This window comes from Aequorivita aquimaris, assembly GCF_001573155.1.
Taxonomy (GTDB): domain Bacteria; phylum Bacteroidota; class Bacteroidia; order Flavobacteriales; family Flavobacteriaceae; genus Aequorivita; species Aequorivita aquimaris.
This window is the reverse complement of sequence record NZ_JRWG01000006.1, coordinates 28,864-48,559: the sequence shown is the minus strand read 5'-3', so window position 1 is coordinate 48,559 and position 19,696 is coordinate 28,864. Positions and strand designations below refer to the sequence as shown.

Annotated in this window: 20 protein-coding genes; 19 read left to right on the top strand and 1 reads right to left on the bottom strand. The window is 40.3% G+C overall.

Annotation, left to right across the window (positions count from 1 at the left end):
• Nucleotides 1–3 precede the first annotated feature (3 nt).
• The 19 genes from rpsE to LS48_RS10250 all read left to right on the top strand — a co-directional run bounded on the left by rpsE (nucleotide 4) and on the right by LS48_RS10250 (nucleotide 17,572).
• Nucleotides 4–528, top strand: a complete 525-nt coding sequence (rpsE, locus tag LS48_RS10335) for a 30S ribosomal protein S5 (protein ID WP_045079253.1) — start codon at nucleotides 4–6, stop codon at nucleotides 526–528.
• Nucleotides 529–539: 11 nt separating this feature from the next.
• Nucleotides 540–719, top strand: coding sequence for a 50S ribosomal protein L30 (rpmD, locus tag LS48_RS10330; RefSeq protein ID WP_062622465.1), 180 nt, complete (start codon nucleotides 540–542; stop codon nucleotides 717–719).
• 14 nt (nucleotides 720–733) lie between these two features.
• Nucleotides 734–1,186 (top strand): 50S ribosomal protein L15, encoded by a 453-nt coding sequence (gene rplO, locus LS48_RS10325; RefSeq protein WP_062622464.1) that lies wholly within the window; start codon nucleotides 734–736, stop codon nucleotides 1,184–1,186.
• 12 nt (nucleotides 1,187–1,198) lie between these two features.
• A complete protein-coding gene (gene secY / locus LS48_RS10320) occupies nucleotides 1,199–2,542 on the top strand; it encodes a preprotein translocase subunit SecY (RefSeq protein ID WP_045079256.1) in 1,344 nt (447 codons plus the stop codon).
• A gap of 2 nt (nucleotides 2,543–2,544) precedes the next feature.
• Nucleotides 2,545–2,760: a translation initiation factor IF-1 gene (gene infA, locus LS48_RS10315; protein WP_026452613.1), complete on the top strand. Its 216-nt coding sequence runs from the start codon at nucleotides 2,545–2,547 to the stop codon at nucleotides 2,758–2,760.
• A gap of 47 nt (nucleotides 2,761–2,807) precedes the next feature.
• Nucleotides 2,808–2,924, top strand: coding sequence for a type B 50S ribosomal protein L36 (gene ykgO / locus LS48_RS14920; RefSeq protein WP_009779203.1), 117 nt, complete (start codon nucleotides 2,808–2,810; stop codon nucleotides 2,922–2,924).
• A 3-nt stretch (nucleotides 2,925–2,927) separates the two neighbouring features.
• On the top strand, nucleotides 2,928–3,302 hold the full coding sequence (gene rpsM / locus LS48_RS10310) for a 30S ribosomal protein S13 (protein WP_045079257.1): 375 nt from the start codon (nucleotides 2,928–2,930) through the stop codon (nucleotides 3,300–3,302).
• Between the two features lie 11 nt (nucleotides 3,303–3,313).
• Nucleotides 3,314–3,715: a 30S ribosomal protein S11 gene (rpsK, locus tag LS48_RS10305; protein ID WP_045079258.1), complete on the top strand. Its 402-nt coding sequence runs from the start codon at nucleotides 3,314–3,316 to the stop codon at nucleotides 3,713–3,715.
• Between the two features lie 187 nt (nucleotides 3,716–3,902).
• Complete coding sequence (rpsD, locus tag LS48_RS10300) at nucleotides 3,903–4,508, top strand: 30S ribosomal protein S4 (protein ID WP_062622463.1); 606 nt, start codon at nucleotides 3,903–3,905, stop codon at nucleotides 4,506–4,508.
• Between the two features lie 95 nt (nucleotides 4,509–4,603).
• Nucleotides 4,604–5,596, top strand: coding sequence for a DNA-directed RNA polymerase subunit alpha (locus tag LS48_RS10295; RefSeq protein WP_045079359.1), 993 nt, complete (start codon nucleotides 4,604–4,606; stop codon nucleotides 5,594–5,596).
• A 141-nt stretch (nucleotides 5,597–5,737) separates the two neighbouring features.
• Nucleotides 5,738–6,238 (top strand): 50S ribosomal protein L17, encoded by a 501-nt coding sequence (rplQ, locus tag LS48_RS10290; RefSeq protein WP_062622462.1) that lies wholly within the window; start codon nucleotides 5,738–5,740, stop codon nucleotides 6,236–6,238.
• Nucleotides 6,239–6,404: 166 nt separating this feature from the next.
• Complete coding sequence (gene carA / locus LS48_RS10285; RefSeq protein WP_062622461.1) at nucleotides 6,405–7,526, top strand: glutamine-hydrolyzing carbamoyl-phosphate synthase small subunit; 1,122 nt, start codon at nucleotides 6,405–6,407, stop codon at nucleotides 7,524–7,526.
• A gap of 81 nt (nucleotides 7,527–7,607) precedes the next feature.
• Complete coding sequence (gene eno / locus LS48_RS10280; protein ID WP_062622460.1) at nucleotides 7,608–8,894, top strand: phosphopyruvate hydratase; 1,287 nt, start codon at nucleotides 7,608–7,610, stop codon at nucleotides 8,892–8,894.
• Between the two features lie 181 nt (nucleotides 8,895–9,075).
• Nucleotides 9,076–10,362, top strand: coding sequence for a citrate synthase (locus LS48_RS10275; RefSeq protein WP_062622459.1), 1,287 nt, complete (start codon nucleotides 9,076–9,078; stop codon nucleotides 10,360–10,362).
• A gap of 63 nt (nucleotides 10,363–10,425) precedes the next feature.
• Nucleotides 10,426–11,340, top strand: coding sequence for a dimethylarginine dimethylaminohydrolase family protein (locus tag LS48_RS10270; RefSeq protein WP_062622458.1), 915 nt, complete (start codon nucleotides 10,426–10,428; stop codon nucleotides 11,338–11,340).
• Nucleotides 11,341–11,516: 176 nt separating this feature from the next.
• On the top strand, nucleotides 11,517–13,697 hold the full coding sequence (locus LS48_RS10265) for a S9 family peptidase (RefSeq protein ID WP_062622457.1): 2,181 nt from the start codon (nucleotides 11,517–11,519) through the stop codon (nucleotides 13,695–13,697).
• Between the two features lie 28 nt (nucleotides 13,698–13,725).
• On the top strand, nucleotides 13,726–15,129 hold the full coding sequence (locus LS48_RS10260; protein WP_062622456.1) for a peptide MFS transporter: 1,404 nt from the start codon (nucleotides 13,726–13,728) through the stop codon (nucleotides 15,127–15,129).
• Between the two features lie 34 nt (nucleotides 15,130–15,163).
• Complete coding sequence (locus tag LS48_RS10255) at nucleotides 15,164–16,954, top strand: peptide MFS transporter (RefSeq protein WP_062622455.1); 1,791 nt, start codon at nucleotides 15,164–15,166, stop codon at nucleotides 16,952–16,954.
• An 84-nt stretch (nucleotides 16,955–17,038) separates the two neighbouring features.
• Nucleotides 17,039–17,572: a thioredoxin family protein gene (locus LS48_RS10250; RefSeq protein WP_062622618.1), complete on the top strand. Its 534-nt coding sequence runs from the start codon at nucleotides 17,039–17,041 to the stop codon at nucleotides 17,570–17,572.
• A gap of 27 nt (nucleotides 17,573–17,599) precedes the next feature.
• Here the strand turns inward: LS48_RS10250 and LS48_RS10245 are convergent, their stop codons facing one another.
• Nucleotides 17,600–19,624, bottom strand: coding sequence for a ComEC/Rec2 family competence protein (locus LS48_RS10245; protein ID WP_062622454.1), 2,025 nt, complete (start codon nucleotides 19,622–19,624; stop codon nucleotides 17,600–17,602).
• Between the last annotated feature and the right edge of the window lie 72 nt (nucleotides 19,625–19,696).

Below are 19,696 nucleotides of genomic sequence, written 5' to 3'. Positions count from 1 at the left end.
ATTATGTATCAAGATTATAAAAACGTAGAATTAGTAAAACCAGGAGGTCTTGAATTGAAAGACCGTTTGGTAGGTGTACAACGTGTAACCAAGGTGACCAAAGGTGGTCGTGCCTTCGGATTTTCAGCTATTGTAGTTGTTGGTGACGAAAAAGGAGTGGTGGGCCACGGTCTTGGAAAATCCAAGGATGTAGCTAGCGCGATAGCAAAAGCTATTGAGGATGCCAAGAAAAACTTGGTTCGCATTCCACTTAACAAAGTGACACTTCCGCACGAACAAAAAGGAAAATACGGCGGAGCCCGCGTTAACCTTCTTCCAGCTGCGCCTGGTACCGGAGTAATTGCCGGTGGTGCCGTACGTGCCGTATTGGAAGCAGTAGGGGTTCACGATGTATTGTCAAAATCACAAGGATCTTCTAACCCACACAACGTGGTAAAGGCAACTTTTGACGCTCTTTTGCAAATGCGAAGTGCGCAAACTGTAGCTGACCAAAGAGGAATTTCACTTGAAAAAGTATTCAAAGGATAAATATCAGAGCGATGGCAAAAATTAAAGTAACAAAGGTAAAGAGCGTTATAAAGCGCCCAAAAAACCAAAAGAGAATCATGGAATCGTTAGGGCTTCACAGGATGAACCAAACGGTTGAGCATGAAGATACGCCAAACATTCTTGGTATGATCAATAAAGTTAATCACTTGGTTTCTGTTGAAACCAAATAAGGAAACACGAAAAAATGGATTTAAGTAACTTACAACCCGCCGCAGGATCGGCGAAAAACAAAGGCAAGCGAGTAGGTCGCGGACAAGGTTCCGGTAAAGGTGGTACTGCCACCCGCGGACACAAAGGAGCAAAATCACGTTCAGGTTATTCCAAGAAAATTGGATTTGAAGGTGGACAGATGCCCCTACAACGTCGTGTTCCTAAGTTTGGTTTTACAAACATCAACCGTAAAGAATATAAGGGAATCAATATAGATACTCTTCAGCAGCTGGTTGACGACAAGAAAATAAATGAAGCCGTTGACTTTGAAACCTTAGTTGGTTTGGGTCTTGCCGGAAAGAACGAAATGGTTAAGATTTTAGGAAGAGGAGAGATAAAGGCAAAACTGAAAGTATCTGCGCACAAGTTTACTGCCTCGGCAAAAGAAGCTATCGAAGCGGCCGGAGGCGAAGTAGTAACATTGTAACAACAGCTAAGGATGAAATTTATCGACACCTTAAAAAATGTTTGGAAAATAGAAGAGTTGCGTAACCGCATCATTCTAACCCTGGGAATGCTATTAGTGTACCGTTTTGGGGCACAGGTAGTACTGCCGGGTATTGATGCAGATATGCTTGCGCAGTTTGCAGGTAAGTTTGATTCAGGCGGTATTGGCGGATTGCTGAACGCATTTACAGGAGGGGCTTTTGCCAACGCTTCTGTTTTTGCATTGGGAATTATGCCATACATTTCTGCTTCTATTGTTGTACAATTAATGCAGATTGCCGTGCCTTATCTTCAAAAGTTACAGAAGGAAGGAGAGAGTGGCCGTAAAAAGATTAATCAGATTACACGGTGGTTAACCATCGGTATCTGTTTGGTGCAGGCTCCAAGTTATTTGGCAGGTCTTCCAGCAATGGGGGTTCCGGCTGAAGCTTTTGTAATGGGCCAGAGCGTAATGTTCTATGTTTCCTCGGTAATCATTTTGGTTACTGGAACAATCTTTGCAATGTGGCTTGGTGAAAAAATTACCGATAAAGGTATAGGTAACGGTATCTCTATATTAATTATGGTAGGTATTATTGCTAATCTTCCACAGGCATTCGCTCAGGAATTTGTTTCCAGAGTAATGGAGTCAAACGGAGGGTTGATTATGATCCTAATTGAATTGGTTATCTGGTTTGTTATCATCTTGCTATCTGTAATGTTAGTGATGGCAGTGCGAAAGATTCCGGTACAATACGCCAGAAGAACTGCAACGGGCGGTTTCGAAAAGAACATTTTTGGAGCACGACAATTTATTCCATTGAAGTTGAACGCTTCTGGGGTAATGCCAATCATTTTTGCCCAGGCAATTATGTTTGTGCCCTCTGCGGTAGCTAGTCTTTCTGAAAGTGATTTTTCACAAAGCATCCAAGCAACGTTCAGTGATATCTTTGGATTTTGGTACAACTTGGTATTCGCAGTGTTGATTATTATATTCACATATTTCTATACTGCTATTACGGTTCCAACCAATAAAATGGCTGACGACCTTAAACGTAGTGGAGGTTTCATTCCTGGAATTAAACCAGGTTCACAAACCGCTGAATATTTAGATCGAATTATGTCTCAAATAACCTTACCAGGTTCTATCTTTTTAGCGCTGATCGCGATTTTCCCCGCCTTCGTAGTTAAGTTGATGGGCATACAGCAAGGTTGGGCATTATTCTACGGTGGTACATCACTCCTAATTATGGTAGGTGTAGCTATCGATACCATGCAACAAGTAAACTCGTACTTATTGAACCGCCATTACGATGGTTTGATGAAAAGCGGCAAAAATAGAAAAGCAGTAGCATAATTATGGCAAAACAAAGCGCAATAGAACAAGATGGAAGTATAGTGGAAGCACTATCAAACGCAATGTTCCGTGTGGAACTGGAAAACGGTCACATTGTAACCGCACACATTTCTGGTAAAATGCGAATGCACTACATAAAATTATTGCCAGGTGATAAAGTGAAACTGGAAATGAGCCCGTACGATTTAACGAAAGCAAGAATAACATACAGATATTAATACAACGGACCTCACGGTTCATTGAACAATAAATAAACAAAGAAGAGATGAAAGTAAGAGCATCCGTAAAGAAGAGAAGTGCCGACTGCAAGATTGTTCGCAGAAAAGGCAGATTATATGTAATTAACAAAAAGAACCCAAAGTTCAAACAAAGACAAGGATAAGTTATGGCAAGAATCGCAGGTGTAGATATCCCGAAGCACAAAAGGGGTGTAATCGCGTTAACGTATATCTTCGGAATCGGTAAGAGCCGTGCCCAAGATATTCTGAACAAAGCCGGAGTTGACGAAGACAAAAAAGTAAGCGAATGGAACGATGATGAAATCGGGGCTATTCGTGACGCTGTGTCGTCTTTCAAAATCGAAGGTGAATTACGTAGTGAAGTTCAATTGAGCATTAAACGCTTAATGGATATTGGTTGTTACAGAGGTATTCGTCACAGATCGGGTCTTCCACTAAGAGGACAACGTACTAAGAATAACTCGCGTACAAGAAAAGGAAAACGTAAAACTGTTGCTAACAAGAAAAAGGCAACTAAATAAAACCTAGAGTTATGGCAAAGACAAGTCAAAAAACTACAAAAGCAGTTAAGAAACGTAAAGTTAATGTGGAATCGGTGGGCGAAGCGCACATCAATGCTTCCTTCAACAACATTATCGTTTCCTTGACAAATAAGAATGGAGATGTTATCTCTTGGTCCTCGGCCGGTAAAATGGGCTTCCGTGGGTCTAAGAAAAACACTCCTTATGCAGCTCAATTAGCATCAGAAGATTGCGCAAAAGTTGCACACGACGCCGGTTTGCGTAAAGTAAAAGTTTACGTAAAAGGGCCAGGAAACGGTAGAGAATCTGCAATACGTTCCATCCACAACGCAGGAATTGAAGTAACTGAAATAATTGACGTTACCCCAATGCCACACAACGGATGCCGTCCTCCAAAAAGAAGAAGAGTATAACGAAGTGCGATTTTAGATTTACGATTTTAGATTTTTTTTAATCGTAAATCGTACATCGTAAATCAAAATTATTTAAATAAATATCAATCTGAAGGGACCAAAAGCTAAAGGATAGTAAAGGCAGGATGTATTCTGCCTCCACAATAAAGACCTTAATTTAGTTTTCCTTCATAACCTTAAATTAGAAATGGCAAGATATACTGGTCCAAAAACTAAAATAGCCCGTAAGTTCGGGGAAGCAATTTTCGGCGACGATAAGTCTTTCGAAAAAAGAAACTACCCTCCTGGGCAGCACGGTAACGCACGTCGCCGTGGGAAAAAATCTGAATACGCAATCCAACTTGCTGAAAAGCAAAAGGCAAAATACACCTATGGTATTTTGGAGCGTCAATTCAGAAATATGTTTAAAAAAGCAACTGCTGCTCCTGGCATTACAGGTCAAGTGTTGCTACAATTGGCAGAATCACGTTTAGACAATGTGGTTTACCGTATGGGTATTTCCCCAAGCCGTGCCGGTGCAAGACAATTGGTTACGCACCGCCATATCACCGTTAACGGTGAAAAAGTAAACATTCCATCATACCAATTAAAGCCGGGTGATGTAGTGGCCGTTAGAGAGAAATCAAAATCTCTTAGCGCAATCAACGATTCGTTGGCAAATGCAAGTCATGTTTACGAATGGATTACTTGGAATAACGACAAGAAGGAAGGAACTTTCGTTTCCGTTCCGGAGCGTATCCAAATTCCAGAAAACATCAACGAGCAGTTTATCGTCGAATTATATTCTAAATAATAAAATAATCATATTGGTATTTGGCCAAAGGGTTTATAGTATTCTTCAAACTTTTAAACCGCGCAACCAAATAACAATTAAAACGAAGAAAAAAAATGGCAGTATTTAGTTTTCAGAAGCCTGATAAAGTTATAATGGTAAACTCTACCGATTTCGAAGGGAAATTTGAATTTCGTCCTTTGGAACCAGGGTACGGACTTACCGTTGGTAACGCATTAAGACGTGTATTACTTTCCTCATTGGAAGGATTCGCCATCACTTCGGTTCGCATCGAAGGTGTGGATCATGAATTTTCAACCATCGCAGGAGTAGTGGAAGACGTTACCGAAATTATTTTGAACCTGAAACAAGTTCGTTTCAAAAGACAGATAGACGAGATAGACAACGAAACCGTTACCATCTCTGTTTCCGGAAGCGAGCAGTTAAAGGCAGGAGATTTCCAAAAGTTCATTTCAGGTTTCCAAGTATTGAACCCAGATTTGGTTCTTTGCAATATGGACAAGAAAGTAAACCTTAACTTCGAGATTACCATCGAGAAAGGTCGTGGTTATGTTCCAGCTGAAGAAAACAAAAAAGCGAATGCACCATTGGGCACCATCTTTACTGATTCTATCTACACTCCTATAAAAAATGTGAAGTACAGTATTGAAAACTTCCGTGTAGAGCAAAAGACCGATTATGAAAAATTGGTTTTCGAAATCATTACAGATGGATCAATTCACCCAAAAGATGCTTTAACTGAAGCTGCAAAAACCCTGATCCACCACTTTATGCTGTTCAGCGATGAGCGTATAACCTTGGAGGCAGATGAGATTGCACAAACTGAAACTTATGATGAAGAATCTCTTCACATGCGTCAGTTGCTTAAAACAAAATTGGTAGATATGGACCTTTCGGTTCGTGCGCTAAACTGTTTGAAAGCTGCAGAAGTTGATACCTTGGGCGACCTAGTATCTTACAACAAAAATGACTTGATGAAATTCAGAAACTTCGGTAAAAAATCGCTTACAGAGCTAGAAGAGCTTGTAAACGTGAAAGGCCTAAACTTCGGGATGGATCTTGCAAAATATAAATTAGATAAAGACTAGAGGATTTTAGATTTACGATTTACGATTTTAGAATTAAGAAATCGTGAATCGTAAATCGACAATCGTAAATCAATTTAACCCATCATAATTTGCTCCCCGTCGCGGCGGGTCTTGTAGCAAGATGATGATAACAAAAACGTCATGAGACACGGAAAAAAAATAAATCACTTAGGTAGAAAAACCGCCCACAGACACTCCATGTTGGCCAATATGGCTTGCTCACTTGTGGAGCACAAACGCATCAACACTACTGTTGCAAAAGCAAAAGCGTTGAAGCAGTTCGTTGAACCATTGGTAACAAAGTCTAAAGAAGACACCACACACAACCGTCGTTTGGTATTTGCAAAATTGCGTCAAAAAGATGCGGTTGCAGAACTTTTCAGAACTGTTGCGCCAAAAGTTGGTGACCGTCCGGGAGGATACACCCGAATCATTAAATTGGGTAACCGTCTAGGTGATAACGCTGATATGGCAATGATAGAGCTTGTTGATTTCAACGAACTTTACAATGCCGGCAAAGCTACCAAGAAGAAATCTACACGTAGAAGTCGTCGTGGAAGCGGATCTTCAGCCGCTGCTGCTCCTGCTGCGAAAGCCGCACCAGCAAAAGCCGAGAAAGAACCTAAAAAGGAAGAGGAATAGAATGAATTCCAATTCAATAAATAACAAAGGGATAAGCGTTTTCGTTTATCCCTTTTTTTTATACTATTTTTGCAAAGATTTTGCGAATTGGAAATTTAGAAGTTTGAAACATAACATTTAAAACAAAAGAAACCACAGATTCAATAGTATCCACAGAAACAAAAACATGAAATACCAAACACGAAAAAAAGCACTTATTTTATTGGCAGACGGAACCATTTTCTACGGAAAAGCAGTTGGTGGTAAAGAAGGCTCGGCCTTTGGCGAAGTTTGTTTCAACACCGGAATGACGGGTTACCAAGAAATTTTTACTGATCCATCATACTTCGGGCAAATTATGGTTGCCACAAATGCCCACATCGGGAACTACGGCACCAATAAAGACGAAGTAGAATCTGAAGGCATAAAAATAGCAGGCCTTGTGGTGCGCAATTTCAGCTATCATTATTCGCGTCCCGCGGCTGATGACTCCTTGGAAGAATTTTTAAATAGAAACAACCTGCTTGCCATAAGCGATGTGGACACCCGTGCCCTGGTAAGCTACATACGCGACAATGGCGCGATGAACGCCGTTATTTCCACGGAAGTTGACAATATTGAAGGTTTGAAAAAACAGTTGGCGGCCGTACCCGATATGAACGGTTTGGAACTAGCTTCAAAAGTTTCCACAAAGGAGCCCTATTTCTACGGAAACGAGAACGCCAAATACAAAATCTCCGCTTTGGATTTGGGAATTAAAAAGAACATCCTGCGCAGGCTCGCCGAACGCGATTGCTACATAAAAGTCTTCCCGTACAATGCAACTTTTTCTGAAATGGAAGCCTTCAATCCCGATGGATATTTTATCTCAAACGGGCCCGGCGACCCAGAGCCGCTGCACAGCGCAATAGAAGTGGTAAAAACTATTTTGGACAAGGAACAGCCTATGTTCGGCATCTGTTTGGGCCACCAAATGCTGGCGCTGGCAAACGGGGTTTCAACCTATAAAATGCACAACGGCCACCGCGGAATCAATCATCCCGTGATGAATTTGATTACCGGCAAGGGCGAAATTACCTCGCAAAACCACGGTTTCGCCATCAATAGGGAAGAGGCCGAAGCCAATCCAAATATTGAAATAACCCACCTACACTTGAACGACCACACCGCGGCTGGAATTAAATTGAAAAACAAACCCGCTTTCTCAGTTCAATATCACCCTGAGGCAAGTCCTGGGCCGCACGATGCTTCTTATCTTTTTGATGAATTCATCGAAAGTATTGAAAAACATAAACTACAAACCGCTTAAAATTTTCCAGTCCCCAAAGGTTTCAAGAATCTTTGGGGTCTTTACAATTAACAATTAACCAATAACTATTAACTTTTACCAATGAGCATCATCATCGATATCACAGCCAGACAAATTTTTGATTCCCGAGGAAATCCTACTATTGAAGTAGACGTAATCACCGAAAACGGCTATATTGGCCGTGCAGCTGTTCCATCGGGAGCATCAACGGGCGAGCATGAGGCTGTAGAGCTTCGTGATGGCGGAAAAGCGTATATGGGCAAAGGAGTTATGAAAGCCGTTGAAAACGTTCACGGCAAAATTGCCGGAACTCTTTTGGGCATTTCTGTTTTTGAACAGGAGTTGATCGATAAAACTATGATTGATTTGGACGGCACGAAGAATAAATCAAAACTCGGTGCCAATGCCATTCTCGGTGTTTCCTTGGCTGCTGCAAAGGCCGCCGCTGCCGAATTGGGAATGCCGTTGTACCGCTACGTGGGCGGGGTGAGTGCCAAAACGCTTCCCGTGCCTATGATGAACATTATAAACGGTGGTTCACACAGCGATGCGCCCATCGCATTTCAGGAGTTTATGGTGATGCCCGTAAAGGCGAAAAATTTTACCCATGCCATGCAAATGGGTTCCGAAATTTTCCACAACCTTAAAAAGGTATTGCACGACCGCGGATTAAGTACGGCGGTTGGCGACGAAGGCGGTTTTGCCCCAACTTTGGATGGAACGGAGGATGCTTTGGATACTATTGCGAAAGCAACCAAAAAAGCTGGTTACAAATTGGGCGACGATGTAATGATTGCCCTGGATTGCGCTGCCGCGGAATTTTATGTGAAGAAGAAATACGATTACACAAAATTTGAGGGCGAAAAGGGAAAAGTACGTACTTCAAAGGAACAGGCAGATTATTTGGCTGAATTGTGCGAAAAATATCCTATCATTTCAATCGAGGACGGCATGGACGAAAACGATTGGGAAGGCTGGAAATACCTGACAGAAAAAATTGGCGATAAAGTGCAATTGGTGGGTGACGATTTGTTTGTAACAAATGTGGAAAGGCTATCAAAAGGTATTTCAGAAAAAATAGCCAATTCCATTCTTATAAAAGTGAACCAAATAGGAACACTCACCGAAACCATCGCTGCCGTAAATATGGCGCACAACGCTGGTTATACGTCCGTAATGAGCCACCGAAGCGGCGAAACCGAGGACAACACCATTGCCGATTTAGCGGTCGCCTTGAACTGTGGCCAGATAAAAACGGGTTCCGCTTCGCGAAGTGATAGAATGGCAAAGTACAATCAATTGCTGCGAATTGAAGAGCAATTGGGCGAAGTTGCCTATTTTCCGCAACAAAATGCGTTCAAAATTTAAACGTAGTACAAGCTTAGAAAAACCTCGCAACTAGCGGGGCTTTTTTATTTTTGGAAAATAGGCCGTACTGCCGATGATTTAAGGATATTTTAACCTAAGATTAGTTGGAAATGTTAAAAAATTAAACATAGATTTTGTACTTTAGCGTTTCTGAATAAATTAAAAAAACACACGATATTTTATGGCAAAGATGGCGACCCTAGAGATAGATGGTAAAAAATACGAGTTTCCCATTGTAGAGGGAACTGAAAACGAATTAGGAATAGATATAAAGAGCCTTCGCGCAGATACCGACGGCGTGGTTACACTGGATCCCGGGTATAAGAATACCGGTTCCTGCGAAAGTGCAATTACTTTTTTGGATGGCGAAAAGGGAATTCTTCGTTATAGAGGATATTCCATTGAGGAGTTGGCGGAAAAGGCGCGCTTTCTAGAGGTTTGTTATTTATTGATTTTTGGTGAATTGCCCACCGAAGAACAGCTAGAGAAATTTCACAATGATATAAAATCACAATCGCACGTAGATGAGGATGTGAAGCGCATCTTGGACGGTTTTCCGAAATCTGCTCACCCAATGGGCGTACTTTCATCGTTAACCTCTGCTTTGGTTGCTTTCAATCCTTCCTCGGTAAATGTGGATAGTGAGGAGGATATGTATAAGGCCATCGTAAAGATTTTGGCGAAATTTCCCGTCCTTACAGCCTGGACATATAGAAAACGCTTGGGTCTTCCACTCGATTATGGGGACGACAATTTAAGATATGTGGAAAATTTCGTAAAAATGATGTTCAAAAAACCAAGTGGTGAATACACATCAAACCCACTGGTTGTTGAGGCCTTGAACAAGCTTTTGATATTGCACGCAGATCACGAGCAAAACTGTTCCACATCTACCGTACGTATTGTGGGCTCCTCGCACGCAGGTCTGTTTGTTTCTATTTCTGCCGGTATTGCTGCCCTTTGGGGGCCACTCCACGGCGGAGCAAACCAAGCGGTTATTGAAATGTTGGAGGCCATTAAGGCAGATGGTGGCGACACCAAAAAATTTATGGCAAAGGCAAAGGATAAAAATGATCCATTCCGTTTGATGGGCTTTGGCCATAGGGTGTACAAGAACTTCGACCCCCGTGCCAAGATCATTAAAAAAGCTGCCGATGATGTTTTGGACAGTCTAGGGATAGAAGATGACGTGCTGAGCATTGCCAAGGCTTTGGAAAAAGAAGCCCTTGAAGACCCATACTTTGTTGAAAGAAAATTATATCCGAACGTAGATTTCTATTCGGGCATTATTTACCGTGCCTTGGGCATTCCGGTAGAAATGTTCACCCCTATGTTTGCGCTAGGGCGCTTGCCGGGCTGGATAGCGCAGTGGAGAGAAATGAGGTTACAAAAAGAGCCTATTGGTCGCCCAAGACAGATTTATGTGGGAGAGAACCTGCGCTCCTTTGTACCGATCGAGAAACGATAAAGACTTATTTTTAATACCTTTAAAAGCACTTCCATTATGAGGTGCTTTTTCTATATTTGCTATATGATCAACCTACACATCAATGACGAAATATCAAGACTGCGCGCCGTAGTGCTGGGCCGCGCAGATAGCAATGGCCCCGTGCCAAAGCTGGAAGATGCCTACGATCCCAAATCTGCGGAGCATATAAAGGCCGGGACGTACCCCAAAGATGAAGACATGGTAAAGGAAATGGAGGCCGTAGCCGAAGTTTTCAAAAAGTACGATGTAAAGGTGTATCGCCCCCATTCCATTAAGGACTATAACCAGATATTTTCGCGCGACATTGCCTTTGTGATTGAAGATAAATTCATTATCGCAAACATTCTGGAGGACCGTTCTATGGAAATTGAGGCCATTGAGCACGTAATCAACCAGATTGATCCTTCAAAGATTATTGAATTTCCCGAAAATGCCCATATAGAGGGCGGCGATGTTATGCCCTGGGGCGACTATATTTTTGTAGGCGCCTATTATGGCGAAGATTACCCGAATTACATTACTGCCCGCACAAATCTGAACGCCGTAAAACACCTGCAGAAACTGTTTCCGCATAAAAAGGTGAAATCCTTTAACCTAAGAAAGAGCAACACCGTGGCCGATGAAAACGCACTGCACCTGGATTGCTGTTTTCAGCCCTTGGGACGCGGGAAGGCGATTATCCATAAGGAAGGTTTTTTGATTGAGGAGGAATATAATTGGCTTGTTAATTTCTTCGGAAAGGAAAATTGCTTCCATATTACCAAGCGCGAGATGTATGATATGAACAGCAACATCTTCAGTATCTCGCCCGATGTGGTCATTTCAGAAAAAAACTTTACCCGATTGAATTCGTGGCTGCGCGAACAAGGTTTTACTGTGGAAGAGGTGCCGTATGCTGAAATATCAAAACAGGAAGGATTGCTTCGATGTACAACCATGCCTTTGGTTCGCGATTAATAGAAAATTTCTTGTTCTTTATTAGTTGTTTTTATTTATCAAAAGTATACAATTTGTAAGTTGTTGTAACTAATTGTTATTGCTATTAATATTTGTTACAACGCCTTATTTAACAAAAAAACCGCCCCCTCTTTCGCAAAAAATTAGTAAACTTGGCGTTACAAAATTTTAACACTTTGAAAAGATTACACTCCCTACCTTTTTTATTGCTGTTTTTAACAGCTATTACTGCACTTACCGCACAGCAAAAAAACATAAGCCTCGAAGAAATTTGGGGTGGTGCCTACAGAACCCAAGGTCTGGATGCCCTTCACTCCATGAACAACGGAAAGGAATATGCGGTGCTCAATTATGACCGACAAAACAAAGCTTCTACTGTTGATGTTTATGACTACAAAAGCGGCGAAAAAGTACGAACCCTGTTGAACAGTGCAGATTTAAAAGGCATAAACTACGTGATATCCTACGAGTTTAGCAAAGACGAGTCAAAAATTCTTTTTACTACAGAGTTGCAGCAAATTTACCGACGTTCATCACTTGGTACTTATTATGTTTATGATATTGCTTCTAAAGAGTTCAGTTTGGTTTCTACCAATAAAATTCAGGAGCCCACCTTCAGCAATGACGGCAGTAAAGTAGCTTACGGATATCAAAACAATCTTTACGTAAAAGATTTGAAAACTGGAGAAACCAAACAGATTACCGATGACGGTAAAAAAAACAGTATCATAAACGGGATTACCGATTGGGTTTATGAGGAAGAATTCGCCTTTGTGCGGGCTTTTGAGTGGAGTAAGGATGGTGACAGGCTAGCCTATATAAAATTTGACGAAACCGAGGTGCCGCAATTCAATATGGATCTTTACGGTAACGAACTCTATCCTTCAGCAGATACTTTTAAATATCCAAAGGCGGGAGAGGCAAATTCCAAGGTTTCACTACATATATATGATCTTGGGAACGGCAATACTTCTGAAGTAAACCTTTCGCAATATAATAGCTACTACATTCCGCGTTTATTGTGGACACAAGATAATAAACTGCTGAGTGTGCAGCTTACCAACCGCCACCAGAATGTGATTGATTTGGTTTTTGTAGATGTTTCCAACAACACTTCAAAACTAATTTTGGCCGAAAAAGATGATGCCTACGTAGATGTTACAGACAATCTAACCTTTTTGAACAACAATAGTTTTTTCTGGACCAGTGAAAGGGACGGTTGGAACCACATTTACCAATACGATAAAGATGGTAAACTACTAAACCAAGTAACAAAGGGCGCTTGGGAAGTAACTGCCTATTACGGTTTTGATCAGAACACGGGCCGCGTGTATTACCAAAGTACCGAAAACGGAAGCATCAATCGCGATGTGTACTCCATACTTCCTTCTGGCAAAAACAAAGTCCGCCTAACACAGCAAACAGGAACCAACGATGCCGACTTCAGCGCAGATTATACCTATTTTATAAATACATTTTCAGACGCAACAACACCCTATGTGTTCACGCTTCGCGAGGCTAAGACTGGCAAACTGCTTCGTGAAATAAAAAATAATAATGATTTGAAGGAGCGTTTGTCTTCCTATAAAATTTCACCTAAAGAGTTTTCAACCATAAACATCAATGGTGAAAATTTGAATATGTATATGATAAAACCTCTGAATTTTGATGAAAACAAGCAGTATCCTTTGTTTTTATATCAATATTCCGGTCCCGGCTCCCAGAATGTATCAAACAGTTGGATGGGAACAAATGATTATTGGCACGAAATGCTAGCCAATGAGCAAGATATTATCATTGCCTGCGTGGACGGTCGCGGCACAGGATTTAAGGGAAGGGATTTCAAAAAAATGACCCAAAAGGAATTGGGGAAATACGAAGTGGAAGACCAAATAGCGGTCGCTAAAAAGTTGGGTGAACTTCCATATATCGATGCCTCGCGTACGGGAATTTGGGGTTGGAGCTATGGTGGCTTTATGTCATCAAACGCGTTGTTTCAGGCGCCGGACACTTTTGAGATGGCCATTGCAGTAGCCCCGGTAACCAGCTGGCGATTTTATGATAGTATCTATACAGAGCGCTATATGCAAACCCCGCAGGAAAACGCTTCGGGTTATGATGAAAATTCTCCATTGTCGCATGTTGAGGGTTTGAAAGGAAAATTCCTGTTGGTACATGGTAGTGCTGATGACAACGTCCACGTTCAAAACAGTATGCGTTTGATAGAAGCCTTAGTGCAGGCCAATAAGCAATTCGATTGGCGTATATATCCCGATAAAAACCACGGTATTTACGGTGGCAATACACGATTGCATCTTTATACTTTAATGACCAATTACATCAAAAACAACTTATAAAAATCAACACTAACTAATAATTAATCTTATGTCAGAAGCTCTTCAATATCAAAAGCAAAAGGAATTATTTGGCCATCCAGTAGGTCTTTATATCTTGTTCTTTACCGAAATGTGGGAACGTTTCTCCTATTACGGAATGCGCGCCATTTTGGTACTTTATTTGGTTGCAGAGGCAACCAGCGATAATCCAGGATTAGGGTGGACAAACGCCGAAGCACTTTCATTATACGGAACTTATACCATGCTTGTTTACGTTGCTTCCATTCCAGGAGGATGGATTGCCGATAAATTTATGGGGCAGAAGCAATCCGTACTTGTAGGTGGTATTCTTTTGGTAGCAGGACATGGCGTTCTTTCCATAGAAGAAATGTGGGCATTCTACAGCGGTCTTGGCTTGATTATAGCGGGTGTGGGGATGTTAAAGCCAAATATATCAACTATGGTTGGTGGTTTGTATAAAACTGGTGACATTAGAAGAGATAAGGGGTTCACTATTTTTTATATTGGTATTAATATAGGCGCTTTTCTATCCAGCTTAATTGTGGGGTATGTAGGTGAAGTTTATGGCTGGCACTACGGTTTCGGACTTGCTGCTATAGGTATGGCTTTGGGATTACTTCAATATTTAGTGGGTCAGAAACATTTAAAATATGTTGGAAATAATACCAACAAATCTATTGATCCTGAAGAAAAAGCGGCAATGAAAAGACCGCTTTCTAAAGTTGAAAAGGACAGAATGGTTGTGCTGTTCATCTCTTTTATACTGGTTATAGTTTTTTGGGGAGCCTTTGAACAAGCTGGGGGTTTAATGAATATTTACGCTTCTGAAAAAACCGATAGAATGTTGATGGGCTGGGAAGTGCCAGCTTCATGGTTTCAATCGCTTAATGCTATGTTTATTATTATTTTGGGTACAACAGTTGCTGCATATTGGGCAAAGAGAAAACTAAAAGGAAAAGTTTCCACTTCACTTTTCAAAATGTGTCTGGGCTTGATAATTATGGGAATGGGTTTCTTCTTTATGACCGCAGCCGCTGCACAGTTTAACAGTGATGGTGCATCAGCTATGTACTGGTTGGTACTGGCTTATTTGTTTCATACCGTAGGAGAATTATGTTTGTCGCCAGTTGCGCTTTCATATATTACGAAATTGGCACCACTAAAATATGCTTCTTTAATGATGGGGGTATACTTTGCGATGACTGGTTTTGGAAATAAAGTAGCCGGACTTTTAGGAGAATCAGCCTCTAATTTAGGTGAATATACTGTATTTACGGGAATTGCAGTGTTCTGTGTTGCCTTTGGATTATTGGTTTTATTGATAAGAAAGAAACTGGAAAAACTTACGCATGGTGCTGAGGATAATGAGCGTGAACTTCACGACAACGAGCCTTTTGAACTTGCAGATCCAGATATCAACAAGCCTCACTAATTTTTCAGAAATAATTTAACCAAAACAAATACCGATGAACACTGATATAGAAAATCTGTTTAAAGACAAAGTTTTAGGGCATCCCGCGGGATTATTTATACTCTTTTTTACTGAAATGTGGGAGCGTTTTTCCTTTTACGGAATGCGTATCCTTTTGGTGTTGTTTTTAACCGCTCCAATTTTGAGTGACAATCCCGGTTGGGAATGGCCACGCGAGCACGCGTTGGCACTTATTGGAACCTATGCTTCGCTTTTATATTTAACCCCTATCATTGGAGGTTGGATAGCAGATAAAATTACGGGGTACCGTATGGCAGTGGTGTTGGGTTGCGTTATTATGACGCTTGGCCACGCCTCCATGGCGCTGGAAACCACTGCTTCATTTTACATGGGTCTTGCTCTTTTGGTAATTGGTACAGGTTTTTTTAAGCCGAATATTACCTCCATTATTTCTGAAATGTACAAAGGCAAGGAATCTAAAAAAGACGGTGCTTATACAATCTTTTATATGGGAGTGAATGCCGGAGCTTTCTTCGGAATGATGCTATGTGGGTATTTGGCTGAAAATTATGGATGGTCTTGGGGCTTTGGGCTTGCAGGAATCTTTATGTTTTTTGGAATGCTTCAGTTTTTATTGGCGAATAAAATATTTGGAGGTATTGGTGCAAAACCTTCCAAAGTACGTGAAGTAGAAATACCTCAAAATATAAATGAGGAAAGACCTGAACTGAGAAGTGATGAAGTAGAGGAAGCACCTATTAAATTGAACCCGTTCACAATGTTTGATTATGTTTTGATCGTATTGTCATCCATTGGTGGTTTGCTATATCTTTTCAATGATCCTTTAGAAAAAATATACGATACTTCTCTGGTGCCTTTTGAGATTGGTGGAATGAGCGGAACAAACATAGTTGTTCTTGCAGCATTGGCAATGTTCCTGATTTTATTGGTGACGCGTATTGCTCGTTATTTGCCAATCGTTCGAGATAGATTGATTGCCGTTTCCATTTTCGGGCTGTTCACGGTTTTCTTTTTTGCATTTTTTGAACAGTCATTGGGTTCTATGACGCTTTTTGCACAGGATTATACCGATAGGGACCTAACTGGGAATTCTGCTATGATTTTCAAAATAATAGATGCGTTATTAACGACCGTTCCTTTAATTATTATTTCTTGGGTTATTTATTTGTTGGTCAAGAAAACGCATAATAGAATTGCAATGTCCAATATAGCATTGGTTATTGCTTTTATTGGTATTTGGGGCTTGGTAATTTATAGACTGTACGATAAGTTTAATCAAACAGAATTACAGGTGGATGCCACATGGTTCGGGATTTTAAATTCATTCTTTATAATTACGCTTGCACCTATATTTTCAAAATGGTGGGAGAGCAAATATAACCCTAGCGCAGCCGTAAAGTATGGTATTGGTCTTATTATGCTGGGCTTGGGCTTTGCAATACTTTCATATGGTGCTTCAGATATTCCCCCGGGGGCAATGACCGCAAAAGTGAGTATGGTATTCCTTATTTTGGCGTATTTGATGCACACAATGGGCGAGTTGTGTCTGTCGCCTTTGGGCTTGTCCTATTTAAGTAAATTGGTGCCCGCGCGCATGATTGGATTTATGTTTGGAGTATGGTACCTTGCCATTGCTGTGGGCCAAAAAGCCGCCAATACTATGGGAGGGATGATTGATAAGATTTCTGCAGAATATTCTATGGGAACGTTCTTCTTGATATTCACCTTAATACCTATTAGTGTTGGCGTTATTTCGATGTTGCTGAACCCTGTTCTAAAAAAATTAATGCACGGCATTCGTTAATACACAATACTTTATAATATAAAAGCGTTCCTTTTTATGGAACGCTTTTTGTTTCAAATATTTAAAATTACTAAAGCATTTATAATGAAATATTTATTACTCTTTTTTCTTATTATTTCCGCAGGTACAGTCCATTCACAAAAAATTAATTGGATGACTATGAATGAAGCGCTTGCCGCCCAAAAGAAAGAACCAAAAAAGATTTTTATGGACGTTTATACCACTTGGTGCGGCCCCTGCAAAATGCTCGATAAAAATACTTTCAGCGATGCGGATGTAATTGAATATTTAAACAAAAACTATTATGCGGTTAAGTTTAATGCTGAAGGGACCGAAGAGGTAACCTTTAATGATTTCACCTACACAAACCCCAATTATGATCCAGCGAGAAAAGGTAGAAACTCACAGCATTTATTTGCACATGCCCTAAAAGTTAACGCCTATCCCAGTGTTGTTTTTTTTACGGAAGAAGGCAAGCTAATCCAAGCGGTACCAGGTTACAGAACACCTCCCCAACTTGAGATTTTCCTAAAAATGATACATACGGACGATTATTTAAAAATAACAACTACCGAAGCCTGGGAAGAATATCAAAAGAATTTTAAATCTACATTTTAGTATAGCCATTTCGGTTTCATATTCGGGCTATTCTATTGGGAAAGCTCCTTGTTTTGCGGTATGACAGAACGGGAGCTTTTTTAATTTACAAGTTTTTTCCCAGCGTTTTACATAGGAATAATAATTACTGCCATCGGCAATAATTTGGTTGGGCTGTAAGCTGTCGATTAGTCGATTGAGGTTAATTTTTGGACTGTTCGTGAGCAGAATTGTATGCACCTTCGTTATTTTGGGAAAGACCCCCAAACTATCTAAAACGAGAATGCTTCTATTATTATAGCTAAAGAACCCTGGAATTTTTTTTTCTGAATAGGAATTAATGTTTGCGGCAGTTTTGAATGATTTAAGAGGAAATATTTCAGAAGTATTTAAAATACTATCATTTTTAAAAATCGTCAAATGTTTTCCGTTTTTATAACCAATCAACGTTTGTTTGCTTTTTTGAAATATTATCATTTGATTACCAGAATACCTGAATTCATCATAGGTATAAATTGAAATTATTGTTGCAATTGCCACAAGTGAAAGTACCAACCTATGATAGTTTATCTTTTTCAGAAGTAATGCTAGGGCAATAATGAAAAAATAGGTTCCCAAGACTTTTAATGTAGAGAAATGGATTTCCTTAAAAAGAAATTCGTCCTGCACTGCAACCCAGTGGATAAACCCATTAAGGTTTTCAATCAAAAAATTATAGCTCTCTGCCAACCAATTGGGCAAGCTGTCAAAACTCGCCAAAAACACAATCAATATTCCGCCGCACATTAAGATGGTTAAAAATGGAAGCACTACAATATTGGTGAGTAAAAACAATCCCGGGAATTGGTGGAAATAGTATAAACTCAAAGGTAAAACCCCAATTTGCGCACAAATAGTAACGGACACGATTCCCCAAGTTTTCCGGACAATCCAATATTTTGAATAACCTATTTTATAGAAAAGGGGCTGTAACCAAACAATAAAGAAAACTGCCAAATAGCTAAGTTGAAAACCAACCTGAAACAACCACAGCGGATTGATGGCCAAAAGCGTGAAAAACGAAAGGAATAATGTGTTTATGGAATTTGTCTCTCGGTCAAAAAGTTTGGCTATTGCAAAGAAACTGAACATCGTTACCGCCCGTGTAACTGATGGCGATAGTCCAGAAAGTAATGCAAAACACCATAAAAGTATAACAATTAATATAGCTTGAAAGAAGACGCCATATTTCCATCGTAAAAAGGGTTTAAAAACAAATGCCAGAATAATATATAATATACCCACGTGGAGCCCCGAAACCGCCAAAATATGCACAGCTCCCGCAGCGGCATATTCATTGTACAGGCTTTTGTCAATGTCTTTCTTTTCACCTAAAATTAGCGCTTGCAGAATTGCGCGTTCATCAGTTTCCAGGTTTGTATTTTGAAGTTTAGCAACTATATATGCGCGTAAGTTTTGCGCAATGCCCATTAAGGTTTTGGAACCTGTTTGTGTTTTTAGAATTGCTGTTGATGAAAAGCGTAACTGTCCATAAACACCTAATGATTTTATATATTTTGAATAATCAAATTGGTGCGGGTTCAGCGGTTTCGGAATGTCGGTAATTGAGGCGTATACAAGCACACTCTCATCGGGTGAAAAAGATTTTGTTATAGAATCTTTAGAAAGATTCAGCAAGATTTTCCCCGTTGCAGATTCGTTGTTTATTGCACTTACCGTTGCAAAATACTTGAGATAGTATTTATCGGGCTTTAAGATCTGGGATATTTTCAGCTGTACTAAATCTGTTTTGTTTTCCGAAATAAAGTGCGAATAATGTTTGGGTTGAAATTGTGGAAGCCGAATTTGATGCGTAAAATAACCAATGGCAAAAAAACAGAGATATGTAGCTATTCCGAAGTAAACGTGCTGAATCAATTGCTTCCGGGACCAAAGCCATAGGCCCGTAACTATCGCTAGGATTATTAAAAGATAATGAAGTGAAAAAAAATTAAAAGGAAAGTATTGTGCTGCGAGAATACCCAGCACAAGGAAAGCCGAAAACTTTACTATTGCAAAGTTGATGAATTTCATGCCCCAATCTTTTAAGCGTACTACTTAAAATTTATTGGGGAGAATTGAATTAAAATTAAAAAATATATTTTG

What these genes read in the sequence shown, in the direction of transcription:
- LS48_RS10245 (WP_062622454.1), bottom strand. Translation starts at nt 19,624, where the DNA reads ATGAAATTCATCAACTTTGCAATAGTAAAGTTTTCGGCTTTCCTTGTG.
- LS48_RS10270 (WP_062622458.1), top strand. Translation starts at nt 10,426, where the DNA reads ATGATCAACCTACACATCAATGACGAAATATCAAGACTGCGCGCCGTA.
- secY (WP_045079256.1), top strand. Translation starts at nt 1,199, where the DNA reads ATGAAATTTATCGACACCTTAAAAAATGTTTGGAAAATAGAAGAGTTG.
- carA (WP_062622461.1), top strand. Translation starts at nt 6,405, where the DNA reads ATGAAATACCAAACACGAAAAAAAGCACTTATTTTATTGGCAGACGGA.
- rpsM (WP_045079257.1), top strand. Translation starts at nt 2,928, where the DNA reads ATGGCAAGAATCGCAGGTGTAGATATCCCGAAGCACAAAAGGGGTGTA.
- infA (WP_026452613.1), top strand. Translation starts at nt 2,545, where the DNA reads ATGGCAAAACAAAGCGCAATAGAACAAGATGGAAGTATAGTGGAAGCA.
- rplO (WP_062622464.1), top strand. Translation starts at nt 734, where the DNA reads ATGGATTTAAGTAACTTACAACCCGCCGCAGGATCGGCGAAAAACAAA.
- LS48_RS10275 (WP_062622459.1), top strand. Translation starts at nt 9,076, where the DNA reads ATGGCAAAGATGGCGACCCTAGAGATAGATGGTAAAAAATACGAGTTT.
- rplQ (WP_062622462.1), top strand. Translation starts at nt 5,738, where the DNA reads ATGAGACACGGAAAAAAAATAAATCACTTAGGTAGAAAAACCGCCCAC.
- LS48_RS10255 (WP_062622455.1), top strand. Translation starts at nt 15,164, where the DNA reads ATGAACACTGATATAGAAAATCTGTTTAAAGACAAAGTTTTAGGGCAT.
- LS48_RS10260 (WP_062622456.1), top strand. Translation starts at nt 13,726, where the DNA reads ATGTCAGAAGCTCTTCAATATCAAAAGCAAAAGGAATTATTTGGCCAT.
- LS48_RS10250 (WP_062622618.1), top strand. Translation starts at nt 17,039, where the DNA reads ATGAAATATTTATTACTCTTTTTTCTTATTATTTCCGCAGGTACAGTC.
- rpmD (WP_062622465.1), top strand. Translation starts at nt 540, where the DNA reads ATGGCAAAAATTAAAGTAACAAAGGTAAAGAGCGTTATAAAGCGCCCA.
- rpsD (WP_062622463.1), top strand. Translation starts at nt 3,903, where the DNA reads ATGGCAAGATATACTGGTCCAAAAACTAAAATAGCCCGTAAGTTCGGG.
- rpsK (WP_045079258.1), top strand. Translation starts at nt 3,314, where the DNA reads ATGGCAAAGACAAGTCAAAAAACTACAAAAGCAGTTAAGAAACGTAAA.
- ykgO (WP_009779203.1), top strand. Translation starts at nt 2,808, where the DNA reads ATGAAAGTAAGAGCATCCGTAAAGAAGAGAAGTGCCGACTGCAAGATT.
- eno (WP_062622460.1), top strand. Translation starts at nt 7,608, where the DNA reads ATGAGCATCATCATCGATATCACAGCCAGACAAATTTTTGATTCCCGA.
- rpsE (WP_045079253.1), top strand. Translation starts at nt 4, where the DNA reads ATGTATCAAGATTATAAAAACGTAGAATTAGTAAAACCAGGAGGTCTT.
- LS48_RS10295 (WP_045079359.1), top strand. Translation starts at nt 4,604, where the DNA reads ATGGCAGTATTTAGTTTTCAGAAGCCTGATAAAGTTATAATGGTAAAC.